The sequence below is a fragment of the Solirubrobacter deserti genome, from assembly GCF_027587175.1.
In the GTDB taxonomy this organism is placed as follows: domain Bacteria; phylum Actinomycetota; class Thermoleophilia; order Solirubrobacterales; family Solirubrobacteraceae; genus Solirubrobacter; species Solirubrobacter deserti.
This window is the reverse complement of record NZ_JAPCID010000002.1, coordinates 91888-113209: the sequence shown is the minus strand read 5'-3', so window position 1 is coordinate 113209 and position 21322 is coordinate 91888. Positions and strand designations below refer to the sequence as shown.

The 21322-nt window shown below is 72.9% G+C and carries 17 protein-coding genes; 11 read left to right on the top strand and 6 right to left on the bottom strand.

Annotation, left to right across the window (positions count from 1 at the left end):
* The first annotated feature begins 5 nt into the window (after positions 1-5).
* Positions 6-338, top strand: a complete 333-nt coding sequence (locus tag OJ962_RS01745; RefSeq protein WP_202953137.1) for an STAS domain-containing protein — start codon at positions 6-8, stop codon at positions 336-338.
* Positions 339-349: 11 nt separating this feature from the next.
* Here OJ962_RS01745 and OJ962_RS01740 read toward each other — a convergent pair whose 3' ends face one another.
* The gene (locus OJ962_RS01740) at positions 350-1489 is read right to left on the bottom strand and encodes a DNA polymerase domain-containing protein (protein WP_202953136.1); all 1140 of its coding nucleotides are present in this window, start codon (positions 1487-1489) and stop codon (positions 350-352) included.
* Positions 1490-1590: 101 nt separating this feature from the next.
* Here OJ962_RS01740 and OJ962_RS01735 point away from each other — a divergent pair, with 101 nt between their 5' ends.
* The 3 genes from OJ962_RS01735 (at position 1591) to OJ962_RS01725 (ending at position 7519) form a co-directional block, all read left to right on the top strand.
* A complete protein-coding gene (locus tag OJ962_RS01735) occupies positions 1591-1920 on the top strand; it encodes an STAS domain-containing protein (protein ID WP_202953135.1) in 330 nt (109 codons plus the stop codon).
* Positions 1921-3999: a SpoIIE family protein phosphatase gene (locus tag OJ962_RS01730; RefSeq protein WP_202953134.1), complete on the top strand. Its 2079-nt coding sequence runs from the start codon at positions 1921-1923 to the stop codon at positions 3997-3999.
* A gap of 70 nt (positions 4000-4069) precedes the next feature.
* A complete protein-coding gene (locus OJ962_RS01725) occupies positions 4070-7519 on the top strand; it encodes a M12 family metallo-peptidase (RefSeq protein ID WP_202953133.1) in 3450 nt (1149 codons plus the stop codon).
* A 19-nt stretch (positions 7520-7538) separates the two neighbouring features.
* On the opposite strand, the gene OJ962_RS01720 is transcribed toward OJ962_RS01725, so the two are convergent.
* Genes OJ962_RS01720 through OJ962_RS01705 form a run of 4 tightly spaced genes read right to left on the bottom strand, consistent with a single transcriptional unit; the run spans position 7539 to position 11573 of the window.
* The gene (locus tag OJ962_RS01720) at positions 7539-8351 is read right to left on the bottom strand and encodes a carbohydrate ABC transporter permease (RefSeq protein ID WP_202953132.1); all 813 of its coding nucleotides are present in this window, start codon (positions 8349-8351) and stop codon (positions 7539-7541) included.
* A complete protein-coding gene (locus OJ962_RS01715; RefSeq protein ID WP_202953131.1) occupies positions 8348-9298 on the bottom strand; it encodes a carbohydrate ABC transporter permease in 951 nt (316 codons plus the stop codon). The genes OJ962_RS01720 and OJ962_RS01715 overlap by 4 nt, the downstream gene beginning before the upstream one ends.
* Positions 9279-10574 carry an extracellular solute-binding protein gene (locus OJ962_RS01710; protein ID WP_202953130.1) on the bottom strand — a complete coding sequence of 432 codons (1296 nt, stop codon included), beginning with the start codon at positions 10572-10574 and terminating at the stop codon, positions 9279-9281. Before OJ962_RS01710 ends, OJ962_RS01715 begins: the two co-directional genes overlap by 20 nt.
* A gap of 15 nt (positions 10575-10589) precedes the next feature.
* Entirely contained in the window at positions 10590-11573 is a 984-nt protein-coding gene (locus OJ962_RS01705; protein ID WP_202953129.1) for a LacI family DNA-binding transcriptional regulator, read from the bottom strand.
* Between the two features lie 29 nt (positions 11574-11602).
* Between OJ962_RS01705 and OJ962_RS01700 the strand changes: the two genes are divergently transcribed.
* From OJ962_RS01700 to OJ962_RS01670, 7 genes are all read left to right on the top strand, one after another.
* Positions 11603-12979 (top strand): glycoside hydrolase family 5 protein, encoded by a 1377-nt coding sequence (locus OJ962_RS01700; protein WP_202953128.1) that lies wholly within the window; start codon positions 11603-11605, stop codon positions 12977-12979.
* Between the two features lie 11 nt (positions 12980-12990).
* Positions 12991-13821, top strand: a complete 831-nt coding sequence (locus tag OJ962_RS01695) for a patatin-like phospholipase family protein (RefSeq protein WP_202953127.1) — start codon at positions 12991-12993, stop codon at positions 13819-13821.
* 82 nt (positions 13822-13903) lie between these two features.
* On the top strand, positions 13904-14878 hold the full coding sequence (locus OJ962_RS01690; RefSeq protein WP_202953126.1) for a 1-acyl-sn-glycerol-3-phosphate acyltransferase: 975 nt from the start codon (positions 13904-13906) through the stop codon (positions 14876-14878).
* 10 nt (positions 14879-14888) lie between these two features.
* Positions 14889-16013 carry an AAA family ATPase gene (locus tag OJ962_RS01685; protein WP_270006152.1) on the top strand — a complete coding sequence of 375 codons (1125 nt, stop codon included), beginning with the start codon at positions 14889-14891 and terminating at the stop codon, positions 16011-16013.
* 22 nt (positions 16014-16035) lie between these two features.
* A complete protein-coding gene (locus tag OJ962_RS01680; RefSeq protein ID WP_270006142.1) occupies positions 16036-16362 on the top strand; it encodes a bpX5 domain-containing protein in 327 nt (108 codons plus the stop codon).
* A complete protein-coding gene (locus OJ962_RS01675) occupies positions 16359-18014 on the top strand; it encodes a hypothetical protein (protein WP_202953123.1) in 1656 nt (551 codons plus the stop codon). Before OJ962_RS01680 ends, OJ962_RS01675 begins: the two co-directional genes overlap by 4 nt.
* The gene (locus OJ962_RS01670; RefSeq protein WP_202953122.1) at positions 18011-20410 is read left to right on the top strand and encodes a bpX6 domain-containing protein; all 2400 of its coding nucleotides are present in this window, start codon (positions 18011-18013) and stop codon (positions 20408-20410) included. Before OJ962_RS01675 ends, OJ962_RS01670 begins: the two co-directional genes overlap by 4 nt.
* On the opposite strand, the gene OJ962_RS01665 is transcribed toward OJ962_RS01670, so the two are convergent.
* Positions 20391-21215, bottom strand: a complete 825-nt coding sequence (locus tag OJ962_RS01665) for a class I SAM-dependent methyltransferase (protein WP_270006151.1) — start codon at positions 21213-21215, stop codon at positions 20391-20393. The genes OJ962_RS01670 and OJ962_RS01665 overlap by 20 nt on opposite strands.
* Between the last annotated feature and the right edge of the window lie 107 nt (positions 21216-21322).

The window sequence follows — 21322 nt, the reverse complement described above, 5'->3', positions numbered from 1 at the left end:
CGCAGATGAAGCTGCCGGTGTTCAAGATCGAGACGCGCGAGCAAGCCGGCGGCCTGGTGCTCGCGCTGTCGGGCGAGCTGGACCTGGCGGGCGCGCCGGAGCTGACCGCGGCGCTCAACGAGGCGCAGTCCGGCGGCCGCGCCCTGACGCTGGACCTGAGCGAGCTGGAGTTCATCGACTCCTCGGGCCTGGGCGCGCTGGTGCGCTTCAACAACGCCGCGACGGCCGCGGGCTATGAGTACTCCGTGATCGCCGGCCCGCCGCAGGTCCATCGCGCGTTCGTGCTCTCCGGGCTCGATCAGGCCCTGCCGTTCGCGGCGAGCTCCGCGCGTTCGTAACGCGCATCCGGCTAGGACTCGTCGAACTCGTGCTCGTGGCCCTGGCCGGTCCGGGGCTTGGCGCCGAACCCGCGCTGGTTCTGCAGCGAGAAGCCGGGGGGAGGGCCGCCGGGCTGGGGATCGCCGGCACGCCCGCGCTGGGACGGGCGGTCCGCGTCGCGTGAGGGTTGGACGCGCTTGGGCTCGCGTGCGGCCTTCGGGAAGTGCGGTGGCCAGGGCGCGTCGCCGAGCCCGCCCTCCTCGTCACGCCGAGCGAGGTCGAGCAGTCCGTCGAGCGAACCCGGGACGTCGTCGATCGACTCCGCGGGATCGCCGATCGCCTTCAGCCGAGCGGGCACCGTGTCCAGACGCAGGTCACCGGGCTCGACGGCCGCCACCTCCGACCACTCCAGCGCGCAGGACACGCGCGCGTCCGGAGTCGGACGAACGCTGTAGCCGGAGGCCACGGTGCGGTCGCGCGCGTTCTGGTTATAGTCGACGAACACGCCGTGGCGCTCCTCCTTCCACCACTTGGCGGTGGCCAAGTCGGGCGCGCGGCGGGCGATCTCGCGCGCCAGCGCGAGCGCCGCGCGCCGCACCTCGAGGAACTCCCACAACGGCTCGATCCGCACCAGCACGTGGATGCCCTTGGACCCTGACGTCTTCGGATAGCCGCGCAGCCCGTGCTCGCGCAGCACCTCGTCCGCCACCAGCGCGACGCGGCGCACATCGTCCCACCCGACGCCGGGCCCTGGGTCCAGGTCGACGCGCAGCTCGTCCGGCCGGTCCAGGTCGGCGCGCCGGCACGGCCACGGGTTGAAGTCGATCACGCCGAGGTTGACGGCCCACACCAGGTGCGCCTCGTCGTTGGCCACGAGCTCCTCGGCGGTGCGCCCGGACGGGAAGGCGACCGTCGCGGTCTGCAGCCAGTCCGGCACCTTCTGGGGCACGCGCTTCTGCCAGATCGGGTCCTCCAGGATCCCGTTGACGAAGCGCTTCATCATCGTCGGGCGCTCGCGGACGTGGCGCAGCGCGGCCTCGCCGACCTCGATGTAGTACTGCGCGAGGTCGAGCTTCGTCCAGCCGGGCTTCGGGAAGTAGACCTTGCCGGGGTTCGAGAGCCGGACCTCGCGCCCGGCGACCTCGAGCACCGTGTACTCGCTCTTGGCCATGTCGAGAGAGCCTATTCGCGGGCATCGACCGGGGCCCGGAAGTCGTCAACTGAACTCAACTGGACTGGTGCAGCGCTTCAGGTCCTGAAAGGATCGCGGGCATGGAGGTTGGTCCGGAGTTCTCGGTGACGCGTCGGCGCGTGGGCGAAACCATCGTCGTCGCCCCCGTCGGCGAGATCGACCTCGGCACGGTCGACGCGGTGGAGGCCGAGATCGAGCAGGGCCTCGCCGAGCCGCACCGCGAGCTGGTGCTCGACCTGCGGGCGGTCAGCTTTCTGGACTCGACCGGGATCCGCCTCGTGGTCGAGCTCGCGCGCGACCACGGGCCGGCGTTCGCAGTCGTGCGCGGCACGGGCGAGGTGGATCGCGTGTTCGGCCTCGTCGGTCTCGACGGCCGCGTGCGGATGCTCGACCTCGCACCCGGGGAGTAGATGCGCGGGTCGACGCTGGTGGCGGCGCTCGGCGTGGCGCTGGTCGCAGCTCTGACGGTCATCGGCGTCCCGCCGCTGGTGAATGTGGCGGTCGCGCTGGCCGTGCTTGCGGCCCTGCTGCACTTGGCCGCCGGCGAGCGGCGGGCGCTGGCGGGCGACCACGAGCGGTACGCGCTCATCCGCGGCGCCGCGGTGATCGCCGATTCCGACCTCACGGTCGCGGAGGTCATCGAGCGGTTGACGGCGCTGCTGACGCCGGGCTATGCGACCAGGTGCGAGGTCGACCTCGAGACCACCGAGCCGCCGCGTCACCGCCCGCAGGCGCTCACCGTTCCGCTGGTCGCGCGCGGCCGCGACATCGGCACGCTGCGCCTCACAGCGACCGAGCGCACGTACGCGCCGGAGGAGCTGGAGTTCGCCCAGCTGCTCGCCGGTCGCGTCGCGCTCGCGCTCGAGAACGCCCAGCTCCAGCGCGTCGAGACCCGGCTCACGGCGGCCCTCGACACGCTCGCCGAGGCGGTCACGATCCAGGACCCGTCCGGACGGCTGATCTACGCCAACCAGGCGGCGGCGCTCGCGGTCGGCTTTGACACGCCCGAGGCGTTCCTGGCGACCCCGTTGGAGCAGGTCGCCGAGAATTGGGACACCTACACGGAGGCCGGTACGCCGGTCCCGCTCGAACGGCTGCCGGGGCACCGCCTGGTCCGCGGCGAGACGCCGGAGCCGCTGCTGATCCGCACGGTGCGCCGCGACATCGGGGCCGAGTACTGGCGGATCCTGAAGGCGACGGCGGCGCCGGGCGGCTACGCCGTCAACGTCATCGAGGACGTCACCGAGGTCAAGCGCGCCGAGCACGCGCAGCGCTTCCTGGCCCAGGCCGGTGCGCTGCTCGCGTCCAGCCTGGACTACGAGCAGACGCTCAACCGGATCGCCCGGCTCGCCGTGCCCCGCCTGGCGGACTGGTGCAACGTGACGATGCCCAGCGGCGAGCACCTGCGCAGCGTCGCGCTCGTGCACGTGGACCCGGAGATGCTCGAGCTCGCCCACGAGTACCAGGAGCGCTACCCGGCGCGGCTCGACGCGCCCGGCGCCGTGGCCGTGCTGAACGGGACGTCGCTGCGCGTGAACGACATCACCGACGAGGTGCTGAAGGAGATCGTCTCCGACCCCGAGCAGCGCGTGGCCGCGCGCCGGCTCGGCCTGCGGGCGTTCATGGCCGTGCCGATGCTCGGCTCCGGCGGTCCGATCGGCTCGATCACGTTCGCGAGCGCGGAATCCGGGCGCACGTTCAGCGAGGACGACCTGCGGCTGGCCGAGGACCTGGGCCGGCGCGCCGGGATCGCGGTCGAGAACGCGCGCCTGTACCGCGAGCGCTCCGAGATCGCGACCACGCTCCAGCGCGGGCTGCTGCCCGACGCGCTCCCGACCATCCCCGGCCTGCGCCTGTCGAGCCTGTACCGCCCGGCCGGCCTCGAGAACCTCGTCGGCGGCGACTTCTACGACGCGTTCCCCACCGACGCGGGTTGGATGCTGCTCGTCGGCGACGTCACCGGCCGCGGCGCGGCGGCCGCCGCGCAGACCGGCCAGGCCCGGCACACGCTGCGCACGGCGGGCCGCTTGCTGTCGGATCCGGCGGCCGCGCTGCAGCAGCTCAACCACACGCTCGCGGACCGCAAGGAGCTCACGCCGTGCACGGTCGCGGTCGTGCATGTCACCGCGCAGACCACGGACGTGCTGTGCGCGGGTCATCCTCGGCCGCTGTTGATCCGGGACGGCGAGCCCCGGCCGGTCGGCCACTTCGGCCCGATGCTCGGCGCCTGGAGCGACAGCCGCTGGAAGCCCGACTCGCTCGCGTTCGAACCCGGCGACGTGCTGGTCCTCTACACGGACGGCGTCACGGACGCCGAGGGCGAGCACGAGCGCTTCGGGGACGAGCGCCTGGTCGAAGCGTTGCGCGGCGTGAGGGACGCGACCAGCGCCGTCGCGGCCATCGACCGGGCGCTGAACGCCTTCCAGCGCGGTGCGCAGGCTGACGACACCGCCGTGCTGGCCATAGACCAACCGGTCAAGGGTGGTTGATTTCCTCTGCGGCGGCGGCCACACTGCCGCACTCGGAGGGGAATCGCGGAAGACCGAGAGGGGTCGAGGGATGAGAGTGGGACGGCTCACGGCTGGGCTGTTGACGGCGGCGTTCGTCGCCGCTGCGCCTGCGGTGGCGCAGGCGGACACGTGGGAACCCGCGCCTGCGCCGGCGCGGGGCGGCGAGGTGAAGCCCGAGCGCTTCAAGGCGTTCACGCTCGACGAGCGTGACCTGAAGGCGGGCCTGCAGGTGGCCGCCAAGAGCCGCGGTGCCGCCCCGAGCGCGACCGTGCTCGAGCTCCCCGGGCCGGATGGGAAGCTGCAGCGCTTCCGCGTGCACGAGTCGTCGATCATGGAGCCCGGCCTCGCGGCCAAGCACCCCGAGATCAAGACCTACGCTGGCCACGGCATCGACGACCCGCGCGCGTCGGTCGTCGCCGACCTCAGCCCGATCGGCTTCCACGCCGCGGTCCGCACGGGCTCGGGCAACTGGTACGTCGATCCGTACTACAAGGACAAGTCCGAGGACGTCTACGTCAGCTACTTCACGCGCGATCTCGAGCACGACCACGCCGAGGAGTTCAAGGAGGGCGCGGCGCTCGTCGAGGACGAGTCGTCGGCGACCGCGTCCGAACTGCTCGGGCCGGAGGTCCAGCTGCGCACGTACCGGCTCGCGCTGATCACCGACCCGAGCTACGCGACCTACCACGGCGCCGCCAACGTGACCGCGGCCAAGGTGGCGCTGATCAACCGCGTCAACCAGATCTACGAGACCGAGTCCGCGATCCGCATGGTGCTGATCAACGACACGGACAAGCTCAACCTCAACACGGCCGCGCTGGCCTCGCAGGCCAACGGGCCGTGCGGCTCGGCGCCGTGCTACCCGTCGGGCACGAACTCCTGCGGCGCGGTGCTCGACCGCAACCGGATCGTCGCGGGCCAGATCGTCGGCGCGGGCGCGTATGACGTCGGCCACATCGCGATGGGCAACTCGGGCGGCGGTGTCGCCGGCCAGGGCGTCGGCGGCGACCAGAAGGCGCGCGGCTGCACCGGGCTCTCGACGCCGGTCGGCGACTACTTCGCCGTCGACTACGTCGCGCACGAGATCGGCCACCAGTTCTCGGCGCCGCACTCGTTCAACGGCACGCAGGTCAACTGCGGCGGCAACCGCAGCGCCGCCAACGGCTACGAGCCGGGTTCCGGCTCGTCGATCATGGCCTACGCCGGCATCTGCGGCCAGGACAACCTGCAGCCGCACTCGGATCCGTACTGGGTTCCGGCCAGCTACCACACGATCCTCAACTACGTGAGCTCGGACCGCCCGGCGATCAACGAGGTCCAGAACATCGCGCTGCGCGACTTCGCCGGCACCGACTCGGTGTCGCTGACGTTCGGCGGCAAGACCGCCGGCCCGTTCGTCAACGGCGTGAACTTCACCGCCGCCGACATCCAGGGCGCGTTCAACGGCCAGGAGGTCCAGGCCGTCCGCCTGACGGGCTACGACGCCAACGGCGACAGCTACAAGCTCAGCTACAAGGGCGTCGAGAGCCACGCGATCGTGCGCGGCCAGAACAACACCGCGGCCGGCATCGCGAACGCGCTGCTCGGCGGCAACGAGCAGCAGCAGGTGATCCTCACCGGCTTCAACGCGCTGCAGAGCTCGTACACGATCCAGGTCAACGGCCAGAGCACCGGCGCGTTCGGCCTCGGCGGCGCGACGAATACGAACCTCAACATCGCCACCGCGATCAACGCCATCCTCGGCTCGACGGGCACGGCCACGGTCACCGGCGCGGGCAACACCGGCTTCACGGTGACGTTCGCCGGTGGCCTGGCCGGCACCGACGTCCCGTCGATCTCGGTTACCCCGAGCGCGGCGGCGGCCACCGCGACGGTGCGCGAGATCGCCAAGGGCGGCGCCCGCATCCTCCCGGAGGGGGCGACGGTCGGCGTCAGCAACCTCAGCGACACCGGTTACACGCTGCTGTTCGGCGGGACGCTCGCCGGCCAGGACGTCGACCCGCTCACCGTCACGAGCGCGACGGGCGCCGACGGCACGGTCGTGGAGACCAACAAGGGCGGCGCCGGCATCCTCGCCGCCGGCCAGACCGTGGCCGTGACCGGCTTCGGCGGCGGCGCGTTCGACACGACCGGCTTCCAGATCACCTACACGGGCACGCTGGGCGCCGCGGATCAGCCGGCGGTCGGCCTCGTCGTCGAGGGCGGCACCGGCTTCGTGGGCGAGACGGCCCGCGGCGGCGCGATCCAGAACGGCGGCTCGACGGTCACGCCGACCGGCAACCGCGCGCCGGACGTGACCGTGCCGACGAGCTACACGATCCCGCCGCGCACGCCGTTCGCCCTCACGGGCAGCGCGGTCGACCCCGACGGCGACGCGCTCACCTACATGTGGGAGCAGAACGACCCGGGCGGGCTGCAGAACGTCAGCAACGCGGGCACAGCACTGGTCAACCAGACCAAGACGAACGGCCCGCTGTTCCGCCAGCTCGGCGTCGGCACGGACATCTCGGCCGAGGACACGCTCAAGTACAACTCGCCGGGCCTGAACCTGGCCGGGACCAACCCGACCCGGACGTTCCCGGACATGCTGCAGATCCTGGCCGACAACACCAACGCCCGCACCGGGCGCTGCGAGACGGGCACGCTGCCGGGCGGCAACACGCCGATCCCGACGGCGGCGCGCGAGTGCTTCGCGGAGTGGCTGCCGACCTCGGAGTACGTCGGCTTCTTCAGCGACCGCACGATGAACTTCCGCCTGACCGCGCGCGACGGCAAGGCGGGCGGCGGCGGGCTCGGCTACGCGCAGACGAAGGTGACCGTCGCCCCGGCGGCGGGCGCGTTCCGCGTCACGTCGCAGAACACGCAGCAGGTCGTGTTCGGCACCACCAAGCAGGCCGTCACCTGGGACGTGGCGGGTACCGACGTCGCGCCGATCGGCGTGACCGACGTCAAGATCACGCTCTCGACCGACGGCGGCCTGACCTACCCGACCGTCCTCGCCGAGAGCACGCCGAACGACGGCTCGCACGAGGTGATGTTCCCGTCGGTGACGGCGGCGAAGGCGCGCATCAAGGTCGAGGCGATCGGCAACGTGTTCTTCGACGTCAACCACGCCGACCTCGCGCTGGCGGCGGCGCCGACCCTGCCCGTCGGCGGCACGGTCCCGGCCACGCTGTCGCTGGCCCTGGAGCCGGCGACGCCGCTGGGGCCGTTCGTGCCGGGCGTCGAGCGTGACTACGCGTCGAGCTCGAAGGCCAAGGTCATCTCGACGGCGGGCGACGCCAAGCTGACCGTCTCCGAGCCCGGCCACCTGACCAACGGCGCGTTCAGCCTGGCTGAGCCGCTGCGCGTGGCGTTCTCGAAGTCCGAGTGGACCGGCCCGGTCTCCAACGACACCGTGGACATCACCTACAACCAGCTCATCAAGCGCACCGACCCGCTGCGCACGGGCACGTACAGCAAGACGCTGACGTTCACCCTGAGCACGACCAACCCGTAGGAGAGGGCGAGCGGCGCGGTCAGCCCTTGACCGCGCCGCTCGTGAGCCCGCGCACCAGGTGGCGCTCGGCGAACGCGTAGAACGCGAGCGCGGGAACGATCGAGAGCGTCGTGAACGCGAGGATGCGCGCAATGTCGGCCGTGTACTGCGTGGAGTAGTTCGTCACGCCCAGCGGCAGCGTCCAGTTGTCGGCCTCGGTCAGCACGACCAGCGGGAGCAGGAACGCGTTCCAGGAGCCGACCAGCGCCAGCACGGCCACCGTTGCCAGCACGGGCCGCGACAGCGGCAGCAGGATCTGCCAGAAGAAGCGCAGCGGGCCGCAGCCGTCGATCGCGGCCGCGTCCTGGAGCTCGTTCGGGAAGCTGGCGAAGAACGGGCGCAGGATCACGATCGTCAGCGGCAGCCCGAATGCGGCCTGGGGCAGCGCGACGCCGAGCGGGTGGTCGAGCAGCCCGAGGTTGCGGACCATGATGAAGATCGGCAGGATCGCGACCGCGACCGGGAACAGCAGGCCGAGCGTGAAGACCGCGTAGAGCACCTCGCGGCCCGGGAAGGCGAAGCGCGCAAACACGAACGCGGCCAGCGCGGCGAGCGGGACGGTCAGCAGCGTGCTCACCACCGCGATCAGCGTCGAGTTCCACACCTGGCGCCAGAACGTGCCGGAGCCGAGGATCTCGCCGTAGTTGGAGAACACCCACGGATCGGGCAGCCCGACCGGGTCGGCGGCGAGCTGGGGGGTGGTGCGGAAGCCGCCGAGCACGGCGTACGCGATCGGGACCAGGATCGCGAGCGCGACCAGCAGCGCGAAGGCGTACAGCGCGATCCGCTTCATCGGCCCATGCTGGTCAGGGCGCCCTCGATGTCGCGGCGCAGGACGTAGCGCTGATAGAGCAGCGCGAACGCGAGCGAGATCACGAGCATGATCACCGCGACCGCGCTGGCGTAGCCGAACTGGAAGCGCTTGAAGCCCCAGTCGACCATGTAGATCGCCATCGTGTTCGACGCGTTCACCGGCCCGCCGCCCGTCATGACCCACACGAGGTCGAAGAGCTGCAGGGCGCCGATGATGCTCAGGAACGCGGAGATCCGGATGGTGGGGCCGAGCAACGGCAGCGTCACGTGCCGGAACACCTGCCAGCCGCTCGCGCCGTCGACGATCGCGGCCTCCTCCAGCTCGCGCGGGATCTGCTGGAGCCCGGCGAGGTAGAGGATCATGTGGAAGCCGAAGTACTTCCACGAGATCGCGACGAACAGCGTGTAGAGGACGATGCTCGGGTCGGCGAGCCACTCGCGGTCGACCGGCGACACGCCGTCCGCGAGCCCGCCCGGCTGCAGCATCAGCGTGAAGACGACGCCCGTGACCACCTCCGAGAGCACGAACGGCGCGAAGTACAACACGCGCAGCAGCGCGCGGCCCCTGATCCGCGCGTTGAGCATCAGCGCGACGCTGAGCGCGAACGGCAGCTGCGCCAGCAGCGAGAGGACGACGAACACGCCGTTGTGCCACAGCGCGCCGGTGAACACGTCGTCGGCGAAGGCCCGCCGGAAGTTCTCGAGCCCGACGAAGTCGTCGAGGTCCCCAAGCCCGTTCCACTTGAAGCCGCTGTAGTACATCGCCTGCAGCACGGGCGCGATGACCAGCAGCCCGTAGAGCACGAGCGCCGGGGCGATGAAGATGGCAATCGTGGTCCAACGCCGCCGGGCACGCGCGCGGCGTGCCCGGCGGACGTGGGTGGGGAGGAGCCCGGTGACGGCGGCGCTATCCGGCCTTGGCGGCATCCGCGATCTTGCCGGCGACGTCCTGGGGGGAGGCCTTGCCCGCGAACAGCTCCTGCACCGCGTCGTTGACCGCCTGGCCGACGGCGGGCGCGTAGGCCTGATCGAGGTAGAGCTGGACGAAGTCGGCCTGCGCGCGGGCGTCGAGCACGGATTTCATGTTCGGGTCGGTCACGGAGGACTCCGTGCCCTTCTTGACCGGCAGGATGCCGCCGCTGGCGCCGGCCTTGTTGGCGACGTCGCTGGTCACGAGGAACTTGATGAAGTCGACGGCCTCCGGCGGGGCGTCCTTGCCGATCGCGAAGCCGTCGCCGCCGCCGAACTGCTCGGTCGGGCCGCCGGCGCCCCCGTCGACGGTCGGGAACGGGAACCAGCCGAGATCGGCCAGCACTTCCTCGGACTCCTTGGTGTTGGCGGCGTACGTCGACGGCGCCCACTGGCCCATCAGGCTCATCGCGGCCTTGCCGTTGCCGATCTGCGCGGCCTCGCCTCCGGCGCCGTCCCACGGCGCGGCCAGGAAGCCCTTCTGGAAGGGCTGCAGGTCGATCAGGCGCTTGAGCTCCGCGCCCGCCTTCACGAAGCCGGGGGAGTCGAAGGAGCCGTCCTCGCCCGCCTGCGCGAGCGCGTCCTTGCCCGCGATCCGCAGGCTCAGGTTCGCCCACCAGAACATCCCGGGCCACTTGTCCTTCTCGCCGACGGCCAGCGGCGTGACGCCCTTCTGCTTGAGCGCCTGGACCGTGGTCAGGAACTCGTCCCACGTGGCCGGGGGCGCGTCGATGCCGGCCTGCTCGAACAGCGACTTGCGGTACCAGACGCCGACCATGCCGAGGTTGAACGGGACGCCGTACTGCTTGCCGTCGATCTGGTAGAGGCCGGTGGCGGCGGAGTTGAGGTCACCGATCCACGCCTTGGTGGGCTCGGTGACGTCCTGGACAAGGCCGGCCTCCACCTGCTCCTTGAGCGTGCCGCCGCCCCAGGACTGGAAGATGTCAGGCACCTTGCCGCCCTGCATGGTGGTCGTGAGCTTGGCCTTGAAGGCCTCGTTCTCGAGCACCGTGACGTTGATCTTGACGTTCGGGTTGGCGGCCTCATACTGCTTGACGGCGTCCGCCCAGACCGACTTCATGGGGTCGTTGTTCTGGATATGCCACCACTCGATCGTCACCGGCCCGGTGCTCTTGCTGGCCGAGCCGGAGCCGTCGTCATCGCCGCCACCGCCGCACGCGACGAGCAGCGCCGTGGCCGCGAGGACCAGCGCGCTGCGAACCGGTTGGATCATCTCCCTCTCCTCCTGTCATCGGGGGTTCGTGGTGCTCTGACGCACCACGAGCGTCGTCGCGAGCTCGACGCGACGGTCCTCGCCCTGGCCGAGGACGAGGCGAGCCGCCGTGGCCGCCATCTCGGTCAGCGGCTGGCGGATCGTGGTCAGCGGTGGCCCGACCCAGCGGGCCATCGGCAGGTCGTCGAAGCCGACGACGCTGAGTTGCGTGGGGATCTCGATCCCCTTCACGCGCGCGGCCTCGTAGACGCCGAACGCCTGCAGATCCGATCCCGCGAAGATCGCGGTCGGCGGATCGTCGAGGTCGAGCAGCGCCGTGCCGTGCTCGAAGCCGGCCTCGACGTGGAACGTCCCCCACCGGATCAGGTCCGGGTCGACCTGCTGGCCGGCGGTCTCGAGCGCGGCGCGGTAGCCGTCCACGCGGGCGCGGCTGCAGAGCATGCGCGACGGACCGCCGATCATGCCAATGCGGGTGTGGCCGAGCTCGAGCAGGTGGCGGGTGGCCGACAGCCCACCGTTCCAGTTGGTCGCGCCCACGGACGGGACGCCGGCCGCCGGCTCCCCGGCGGGGTCGACGACCACGAACGGGATGCTGCGGGCGGTCAGGCGCCCGATCTGCTCGGGGGTGAGCTCGCTCACCACGAGGATGAGCCCCGCGCTGCGCCGGCTCGCCACCGCGTCCACCCACGAGCGCCCGATCGCTCCCGGACCCTCCTGCGCGGACAGGACGACGCCGAGGTGGTTCTCTCGCGCGACCTCCTCGACGCCCTGGATGATCTCCATCGCCCACGGGCTCTCGAGCTCGTTGAACACGACGTCCAGCAGCTCGGCGTGGTTGGGCGCCTGCGGCCGCTTGTAGCCGTGCTCGCGCAGCATCCGTTCGACCCGCTCCCTGGTCTCCGGGGCCACGTCGGCACGGCCGTTGACGACCTTGGAGACCGTCGGGACCGAGACGCCCGCGGCGTCAGCGATGTGGGCGATCGTGACGCGCTGTGCCATGGCCGGAACGTATCAGATATGTTTCGACAATGGCGCGAAACTTTCAGGGTCTAAGCGTTCGCGGGGACGCGATCGTCGACTCGTCGGGCGTCCCCGTGGTGTTGCGCGGCGTCGGCCTCGGCGGCTGGATGAACATGGAGAACTTCATCACCGGCTATCCCGCCAACGAGAGCGCGATGCGCGAGGCGGTCGGCGGGGTGCTGGGCCTCGAGCGCGCGGACGCGTTTTTCGAGCGGCTCCTGGATCGCTTCTTCGAGGAAGACGACGCGGAGTTCCTGGCCGGGCTCGGCGTCAACTGCGTACGTCTCCCGATCAATCAACGGCACTACGAAAGTGACGCCGAGCCGTTCAAATGGCTTTCGAGAGGTTTCGAGCGGCTTTCGGCGGCGGTGGACCTGCTGGGGTCGTGCGGGATCTACTCGGTGATCGACCTGCACGCCGTGCCCGGCTCGCAGAACCAGCACTGGCACTCCGACAACGCCACCCACGTGGCCGCGTTCTGGAAGCACCCGCACTTCATGGACCGGGCGACGGCGCTGTGGGTGCAGCTGGCCTCGCGCTTCGCGGGCAACCCGTGGGTCGCGGGCTACAACCTGCTCAACGAGCCGGCCGACCCGACCGGCGCGGTCGTCGGGCCGTGGCACGAGCGCACGGTGCGCGCCGTGCGCGAGGTCGACCCCGACCACATCGTCTTTCTGGACGGCAACACCTACTCGACGGACTTCTCGTCGTTCGGCGAGCCGGTGGAGAACGCGGTCTACGCGTGCCACGACTACGCGCGCGACGGCATGGCCTTCGGCGGTCCCTACGCCGGCGACCGCGGGCGGCTGGAGACGACGTTCCTCAAGCGCACGGCCTACCAGCGGCAGACCGGGACGCCGATCTGGGTGGGGGAGTTCGGGCCGGTGTACACCGGCGTGCCGGAGCTCGACGAGCCCCGCTACGCGCTGCTCGAGGACCAGCTGGCGCTGTACGCCGAGCACGGCGCGGGCTGGTCGCTGTGGACCTACAAGGACATCGGGCTCCAGGGGTTGGTGTATGCGTCGCCGTCGTCGTTCTACCTGCGGCTGTTCGGGGAGTTCGTGTCCAAGAAGGCGCGGCTCGGCGTCGACTCGTGGGGCTCGACGGACCGCGAGCAGGCGGAGGTCATGGAACCGCTGCACGCGCTGATCGCGCGCGAGTTCCCCGCCTGGGAGCCGTACCCGTGGGACGCGCGCTCGACCACCGACGACCTGGTGCGCCACCTGCTGTTCGCGCAGGCCATGGTGCCCGAGTACGCGGCCTACTTCCGCGGGCTCGACGACGCCGGCCTGGACGCGCTGGCCGACTCGTTCGCGCTGCGTGCGTGCGTGCGGCGCGACCGGCTGTGCGAGATCGTGACGACGGCGGCGTTCGCCATGAGTTAGCGTCGGGGCGGATGACGACGGCGTTCGTGCTCGGCGGCGGTGGTCAGCTCGGCGCGCACGAGGCCGGGATGCTGCGCGCGCTGCTCGAGCGCGGGATCGTGCCCGACGTCGTGGTCGGCACGTCGGTCGGCGCGATCAACGGCGCCGCCGTCGCGTCGGACCCGTCCGTGGACGCCGCCCGGCAGCTCGCCTCGACGTGGCTGGACATCGAGCGCAGCGACGTCTTCGCCGGCTCGCTGTTCAACCGCCTGGCCACGCTGGCCCGGACCGGCACGCACCTGCACGACAACACGGCGCTGCGCGCGGTTCTGGACGAGGCGCTGGAGATTCCGCTGATCGAGGACCTGCCGGTGCGCTTCCAGTGCGTGGCGGCGTCGATCCAGAACGCCGCCGAGCACTGGTTCACGAGCGGGCCGCTGGTGGACGCGGTGCTGGCGAGCGCGGCCGTGCCGGGGCTGCTCCCGCCGGTCGAGATCGCGGGCGAGCACTTCATCGACGGCGGGATCGTGAACTCGATCCCGGTCGGCCGCGCCGTTTCGCTGGGCGCCACGCGGATCTTCGTCATGCACGTCGGCCGGGTGGACCGGCCGCTGGAGCCGCCGCGCCGGCCGTGGGAGGTCGCGGTGGTGGCGTTCGAGGTTGCGCGCCGGCACCGCTTCGTCGGCGACCTCGCCGCGCTCCCCGACGATCTCGAGGTCCACGTCATGCCCACCGGCCAGGCCGAGCCGCCCAAGTACAACGACCTCTCGGCGTTGCGCTACCGCGGCGGCCTGGATCTGGCCGCGAGCATCGAGCGCGCGCACGCCGCCTCGGCGGCGTACCTCGAGGAGCGCGGCCTGTGACCGCGCCGCGCACCTGCGTGGCGGGTTTTCCACCGCCACGGTCGAAAACCCAGCTCGTACCGGCGATCGGCGGGCGGGTCTGATGCGCGTCCCGCCGCCGCGCGTGCGCCGCGTCACGGTCGCGCCGCTCGTGCTCGCCGTCGAGCTGGCGCTGATCGCCGCGTCGCCCGTCCTGACCGCGCTCGCGGCGCTGCTCTCCCCGCTGCTGGGCGGGCGGCGGCCGCTGCGGCTGCTCACGATCGTGCTCGCCTACGCCGTCGGGCACGTCACGGCCGTCGCCGCCTGCCTGCTGCTGTGGGCGACCGGGCGCGGCGGCGCGCGCGGGCCGCACTACGCCGTGATGCGCTGGTTCGTCGGCGGGATCGCGCGGGCGGCGCTGCGGGTCGCGCGCGTGAAGCTCGTCATGCACGGGTCGGCGGCGGCCGAGGCCGCGCTGTCCGCGCGCCAGCGGCCGTTGGTCGTGCTCAGCATCCACTCGGGCGAGGGCGACTCGCTGCTCGTGCTCGACCACCTGCTGCGGCGCCACCGGCGGCGGCCGCGGATCGTCATGCACCAGCTGCTCTCGCTGGACCCGCTGATCGACATCATCGGCCGGCGGCTGCCGAACCGCTTCGTGGACCCGCGCGGCGGGGACATCGAGCAGGAGATCAAGGTGATGAGCCACGGGCTGGGCGCCGAGGACGCGGTCCTGATCTTCCCCGAGGGCGGCAACGTCACCGCCGAGCGGCGCAAGCGCGCGATCGAGCGGCTCCTGCACCGCGGCCACCACCGCGAGGCCAAGCGCGCGGCGGCGATGGGTCACCTCGGCGCGCCCCGGCCCGGCGGGGCGCTGGCGGCGCTCGAGGGCGCGCCCGACGCGGACGTCGTCTTCTTCGCGCACGCCGGCTTCCCGGAAGGGCTGCGCGACACGTGGCGGACGCTGCCCGACCGTAAGACGATCGAGGTCGAGCTGTGGTTGGTGCGCGCGGACGAGATCCCCGCGGGCACCGACGCGCGCATCGACTGGCTGTTCCAGTGGTGGGCCGAATTGGACGCGTGGGTCGCGGCTCGTCGCTAAGGTCGCGGGCATCGAAGTTGAGGTCAAACGGGTTCGAACCGCGATCGGGCGGGCGCAGAAGGGTCTCGTCGATCGTGAGTCGATCGCGGAGGCGGTCGTGCTGTGCGCGGTCGCCGGCGAGCACCTGCTCGTCATCGGGCCACCGGGAACGGGCAAGTCCGAGGCGGTCCGGCGCGTCGCCGAACAGCTCGGCGGGCGCTACTTCGAGTACCTGGTCGGGCGCTTCACCGAGCCCAACGAGCTGTTCGGCCCGATCGACCTGCGCCGCCTGCGCGAGGGCGTCGTGGAGGTCGAGACGGCCGGGATGCTGCCCGAGGCCGAGGTCGCGTTCCTCGACGAGGTCTTCCTCGGCTCGACCGCGATCCTCAACACGCTGCTCGGGATGCTCAACGAGCGCGTGTTCCGGCGCGGGCGCACCGCGCTGCCGGTTGCGCTGCGCGTGTGCGTAGGGGCGAGCAACGCGCTGCCGGACGATCCCGCGCTGGCCGCGTTCGCGGACCGCTTCCTGGCTCGTGTCTTCCTCGACGGCGTCGCGGACATGCGGCTCGAGGAGCTGCTGGAGGTCGGCTGGGCGGGCGAGCGGCCGAAGCCGGCTACTGAGCGCCCGCTGGACGCGCTCGACGCACTGGCCGAAGCCGCCCGCGCGTGTGACCTGCGCGCCGTCCAGCCGGTGGTCGGCCAGGCCGTGCGGCGCCTGCGCGGCGCGGGGATCGAGCTCAGCGACCGCCGCGCGGTCCGTTCCCAGCGCCTGATCGCGGCCGCCGCCGCGCTCGACGGCCGGTCCGCCGCCACGCCCGCCGACCTCTGGGTGCTGCCGATGATCGCCCCGACCGCCGACGACCAGGCGACCGCCCAGGAAGTCCTGGCCGACCTGATCGCCGATGCGCGCAGCGAGGCGCTCGTGCACGCCGCCGAGCAGTTCTCCCGCGGTCGTACCGCCCGGGCCGCGCGCCTGACCGCGACCGGCCGTGAGCTGCTGGAGGCCGTCGGCGACACGCCCGACGACCGGCTGCGCGTCGAGGCCGTGCTGCGCGAGATCGACGCCGGCTTCGCCCACAGCGAGATGCCCGAGGACCTCGCGCTCGTCCGCGCCCGCCTGACCCATGTCCTGGACGATCAGGCTCCGGCCGCGTGAGCCCCCGCTACCCGCGGTCGGCGTGGTCGCGACCGGCCCCGCACTGCGCGGGCTGACGGGGGCCGCCCGTCGCGCGCTCGAGGCCGGCGTGCGGCTGCGCGCGGCGCAGGGCGACGGCTGGCTCGTCGTGCTCGGCGGGTACAACGACCTTCCGTGGGCCGACGGCTGCGTCTACGTGGGCGCGGACGGGCCGCTGTTGCTCCCGACCACGCGCGCGCTGGACATCGAGGGGGTGGGCGGCGGCGCCGCGGTCGAGCTCGTCGCCGGCGCGCTCGGCGACGGGCTGATCGTCGTGCTCGACGAGGTCGTGCTGCGTGGCCCGCGGCCGATGAACACCGCCGCGCTGTGACGACGGAGCTGCCACCCGCGCTGCGGCCCTGGGCGGAGTCGCTCGGCTTTCTCACGGTCGATGCGGCGCTGCACATCGGGCCGCTCGTGCGGCGCCTGGACGCGCTCGTGCGCCGCCACGACGCGGCCGACGCGCGCACCGGCGTCCCCGATGGCTACGGCGGGCTCTCGCTGCGCGGCCATCCCGAGCGGTTGCTGCTGTCCGAGTGGTTGCTGGCGGAGGAGCTGCCACTCGAGTTCATCCGCCGCGCGGCGAACAACGAGCTGCTGTACGTCGCGCCCGCGTTCCGCGCGTCGGCGCCGGAAGGGCGCGTCGCGGTGTTCTGCGACGTCGGCCCGGACCAGCTCGGCGCGGCTCGGCTGGTGCAGCTGGCGGCGCTGATCGTCCTGCACCGGCGGGCGCGCACGCGCGGCACCGAGCTCGTCGTCGGCGTCTCCGGCGGCACGGGCTGGCACGCGGGCGGGCTGCCCGAGCTGTACGCGGCGTGGCGCGCCGCGCGTGAGCCGCTCGCGCCGACGGCGGCCGAACTGGAGGAGCGGCTCAGCACGCTCGACGCGGCCGACGAGCTGTGGGTGCTCGCCGGCGACGCGCTCGCCGAAGCCGGGCGCAAGCTCCCGCTGCTGCTGCACACGCGCGAGTCGGCGTGGGACGCGGAGGGCGTGACCGCGGTCGAGGTCCGGTTCGAGGGCCGCGCGACGACGCTGGCGCTCCCGGGCGGCCCGGTGTCGGTGGCCGCGCTGCGCGGCGCGGCGCTGCGCCGGGTCCCGCGCGAGCGGAGATCGGTGGCGATGGGCGCGCTGCGCTGCCCGACGTTCCCGGCGTCGGAGCGGCGCCTGCTGCTCCGTGGCGAGGAACCGGAGGAGCTCCTGGTGCTGCCGATGCCGACTACCGCCACCGGCGGCGAGGCCCGGCCGCGGCTGCACCGCTTCGCGCATCCGGTCGTGTCCGCCACCTTCTACAGCCGCCGCCTCGTCGTGCTGCTGCTGGACGGGGACCGGCTGCGCTGCGAGGTCGTCGGCAAGCGGCTCGCGCGCGTGGAGCAGATCGAGGTCCCGCTCGAGGATCTCGACCTCGACGCCGGGACAGTGGATCTCGACGTGCTGCCGCCGCTGTTCTTCGACAGCGGCAGCGTGCTGTGCCGGATCGGCGACGCATGGTGGCGGCTGAGCACGCACGCGCGGGCGAGCCGCGAGGACGACGTGGTCGCGGTCGGCCCGGGCCCGGCGCTCGACTCGCCGTACACCTTCCACCGCGTAAGCGAGCGCCTCCTGCTCTACGGCGGCCGGGATCTCGGCAGGTCGACCGGCGCCGTACTGGCCGGGGAGAGCTGGAGCGCGTGGGAGGACGGGGGCGTCTGGCAGCTCGCCGACTACCGGTTCCGGACGGAGGCGATTCCGGTGCCGGCGGACGACACCGTGCTGGGCCGGCTCTACATCGCCGCGGCGCAGGGCCTGGTCACGCTCGACGCGTCCGACACCGTCTGGCTGCGCACGCCCACGTCCGCCACGCCGGTCGGCGGCTGGTCCGGTCCGGGGCTCGACTGGGCGCTGCACCCGCGCCTGCCGCTGCTGGCGGTGCAGCGCTCGCCCGAACTGGTCGAGGTCATCGAGTACGGCTCCAGCGACCCGCCGGTCGAGGTCCGCGCCGGATGATGCGCGGGACGGTCGAGGCGGCCGGCTACATCCTCGACGTGCCGGTCATCGGCGAGCCCGCGGCGCGCGCACGCGTGCTGGCCGCGTGGGCGGCGGGCGCGTCGCTGCGCGCGCTGCCGGACGGCCGCTGGCTGGTCCTGCTCGCGGCGCCGGTGACGGTCCGCGCCGAGCGCGCGCCCGGGCTGCCCGTGCTGCGCGAAGGCACGACCTTGCGCGCCGGCTCGGACGAGCCGGGAAGCGGGCTCGTCGAGCTTCGCCACGGCCGCACGCAGCACCACGACGTCGACGCGCTGCCGCGGCTGGACCCGTCGGCGTGGCTGGAGCTGCCGCCCGTCGTGGCGCTGCGCCCGCTCGACGCGCCGCCCGTGCCGGTGACCGTCGTCCGGCCGGAGCCGCCGGAGGAGCTCGACCTGCGCGGGGTCGCGACGCTCGCCAGCGCGGGGGAGCAGACCGAGCGCCTGTTCGAAGCCGCCAAGGCTGGAACGCGCAGGCGGGGCTGGTTCGCGCGGCTCGTCCTGCGCTCGCCCGCGGCGGGCGTAGTCGGGCGCCGTCACAAGGAGTACCTGGACAAGCTCACGCGCGCGTTCGAGACGGGCGACTACGAGAACGCGCTGCGCGACGCGATCGCGCTCGGCGGCGCCGGGGCCGAGTGGCTCTCGCTCCGCCTCCCCGGCCGCCGCGAGGGCGAGCTGCGGCCGAGCGACCACCTCGGCGGAGGCGGCGGCGCGGTCCCGTGGCCCGACTCGATCGGCGACCTGCTGCGCCAGCTGTACCTGAAGGCCGCCAAGGAGCTCGAGTACGCGGACCAGATCGAGCGCGCCGCCTTCGTGCACTCCGACCTGCTGCACGCGCCCTACGACGCCGTCGCGCTGCTCGAGCGCCACCGCCGCTTCGCGCTCGCGGCGCGCCTGGCCGAGGCCCGCGACCTCGTGCCCGCGCTCGCGGTCTCGCTCTGGTGGCGCGCCGGCCGCCGCGAACGCGCCATCGCCCTCGCGCGCGAGCGCGGCGCCTGGTACTCGGCGCTGCAACGCGTCGAGAACGCGAACCTCGCCCGCGACCTCCGGGAGGCCTGGGTCGAAGCCGAGCGCGAACGCGGCGACCACCGCGCCGCCATCGACGCCGCCTGGCCCGACCCGCTCCTGCGCGAGCAGATCGGCCCGGACCTGGCTGCGCTGCGCGAGCTCGGCGGCGCGCCCGGAGCGACCGCGCTCGCGCTCGCGCTGGCCTGGAGGCCCGACACGCCCACGACGGAGGAGGCGCTCGCGCTGCTGGCGCCGCGCCCGTCCGGCGCCGCCGTGCGGCTTGCGCTCCTCGAAGGCCTCGCCGACCATCCCGCGGCCGACCCGCTCGCGGACCGGCGGCTCGCGAGCGCCGCGCTGCGCGCCGTGTTGCGCGAGGGCGCCACCGGCGAGCTGCGCACGACCCACTCCGGCCGGGCGCTGTTCGAGGCGCTGCGCGAACGGGCCGACCCGCTGCTGCGCGCCGACCTGCCCGTCTTCCGGGCCGGCCGCCAGCCTGGCGGGAACGTGCACTTCGAGGCGCCGGCGGACCGCGGCGCGCTCGAGCTGCGCGACGCCGTGCTGCTGCCCGCGGGCGTGCTGGTCGCCCACGGCGCGCTCGGGGTCCGGCTGCTGCGCCCCGACGGGCGCGAGCTCGCGCGCTGGGCGGACACGCCCGCCGACCAGCTGATCCCCGCCGACCACGGGACGTCGGCGCTCGTCGTCGCGCACGGCGAGTCGGTCGCGCAGGTCCGTCACCTCGATCTGACGACGCGGCGCCTGTCGCACGTCGCCGCACTGGCCGGCTACCGCTTCCTGGACACGTTCGACGGCGCGATCGTGATCGCCGCGCACGAGGGCATCGAGGGCGTCGACCTCACGCACGCGCCGCCGCGCACGGCGTGGTCCGAGCTCGACCAGCGCACCGAGGTCAGGCACCTCGCGCGCACGGCCACGTCGCTGTCGGCGATCGTCGACACCCCGCTCGAGGGGCGCCCCGGAGAGCGCAGCATCGAGCGCTGGACGTGGCGGATGCCGGCGCGCGCGTTGGAGCAGCGGGACCTGCAGAGCGACGAGTGGGCGCCGGACGCGCAGACGACCGCGGGTGGGCGCGTCGTCTGGATCGAGGGCGACCACCTGCGCACCGACCCCGGCCCGCGTGACGGCCGGCCGCTCGACGGCCCGAGCGCGGTCGCCGTCAGCGGCGATCGCTACGCGCTGATCACGGGCGGACGGGTCGAGGTCGCCCGCGCCACGCTCGAGTTCCCCGAAGCCGACGGCGTGCGCTTGCGCGTCTTCGGGGACGTCGCGACCGCGTTCAGCACGGACGGCCGCGTGCTCGCCGTCGACCTGACCAACGACGAGCTGCTCGCCCGCCTCAGGCTCGCACCCCGGTGACGAGCACGTAGCGCCCGCTGACCACCGCGGACGGCGGGCGGTCGTTGCACGACGCGAGCAAGCGGTCGAACGCGGGCCGCGCGTGCTCGTCGTCGGTCAGCTGCGCGAACAGCGCGTCCGCCGTGTCGAACTCGAGCGACACGGCGCGCGTGCGGATCACGAGGTCGTCGAGCAGCGGCTCGAGCCGCGTGCGCACGCGGTCCTCGACGCCCCACATCCCGGGGGAGACGACGCCGGTCGGGCGCGGCAGATGCTCGAACAACTCGCCGGGAAGCCCGCGCGGGCACCAGGCGGCCAGCGCCACCACGCCGCCCGGCTTGCACACGCGCACGAGCTCGCGCGCCGTCCGCAGCGCGCGTGGCGCCAGCGCGAACCCGAACGCCGAGATGACCGCGTCGAAGGACCCGTCGGGGTACGTGAGCGCCTGCACGTCGGCGAGCGAGAAGCGCGCCGCGCCGGCGACGCGCGCCCGACCGCGCGCGACCATCTCGGGCGACACGTCGCACGCCTCCACCTCCGCGCCCGCGGCGACCGCGGCCAGCGCGACGTTGCCGTCGCCGGCGGCCGCGTCCAGCACCCGCCAACCGGGCTGGACGCCCGCGCACTCGACAAGCGCCGACGCGACGGGTTCCAGCGCGCGCAGCAGCGCCGCGCGGTCGCTGCTCGACCACTCCTGCAGCACGCGCAGCGCGGCGCCGTCGTAGTCGATGTCATCCCGGAACAACGGCCCACGGCCGAGCCGGAGCAGGTCCCGCCGCGAGACCCGAGGCGTCGACTGCGGCAGATGTGCGTACCCGTCCCGCATGTTCACGAAGCGGGAAGATACGGCCTCGATCAACTACTACTGACCGTAGTCTCACAACTCGTTGACAACTCGAGGGTCATTGGACCGATAGACGTCCGATTGCCAGC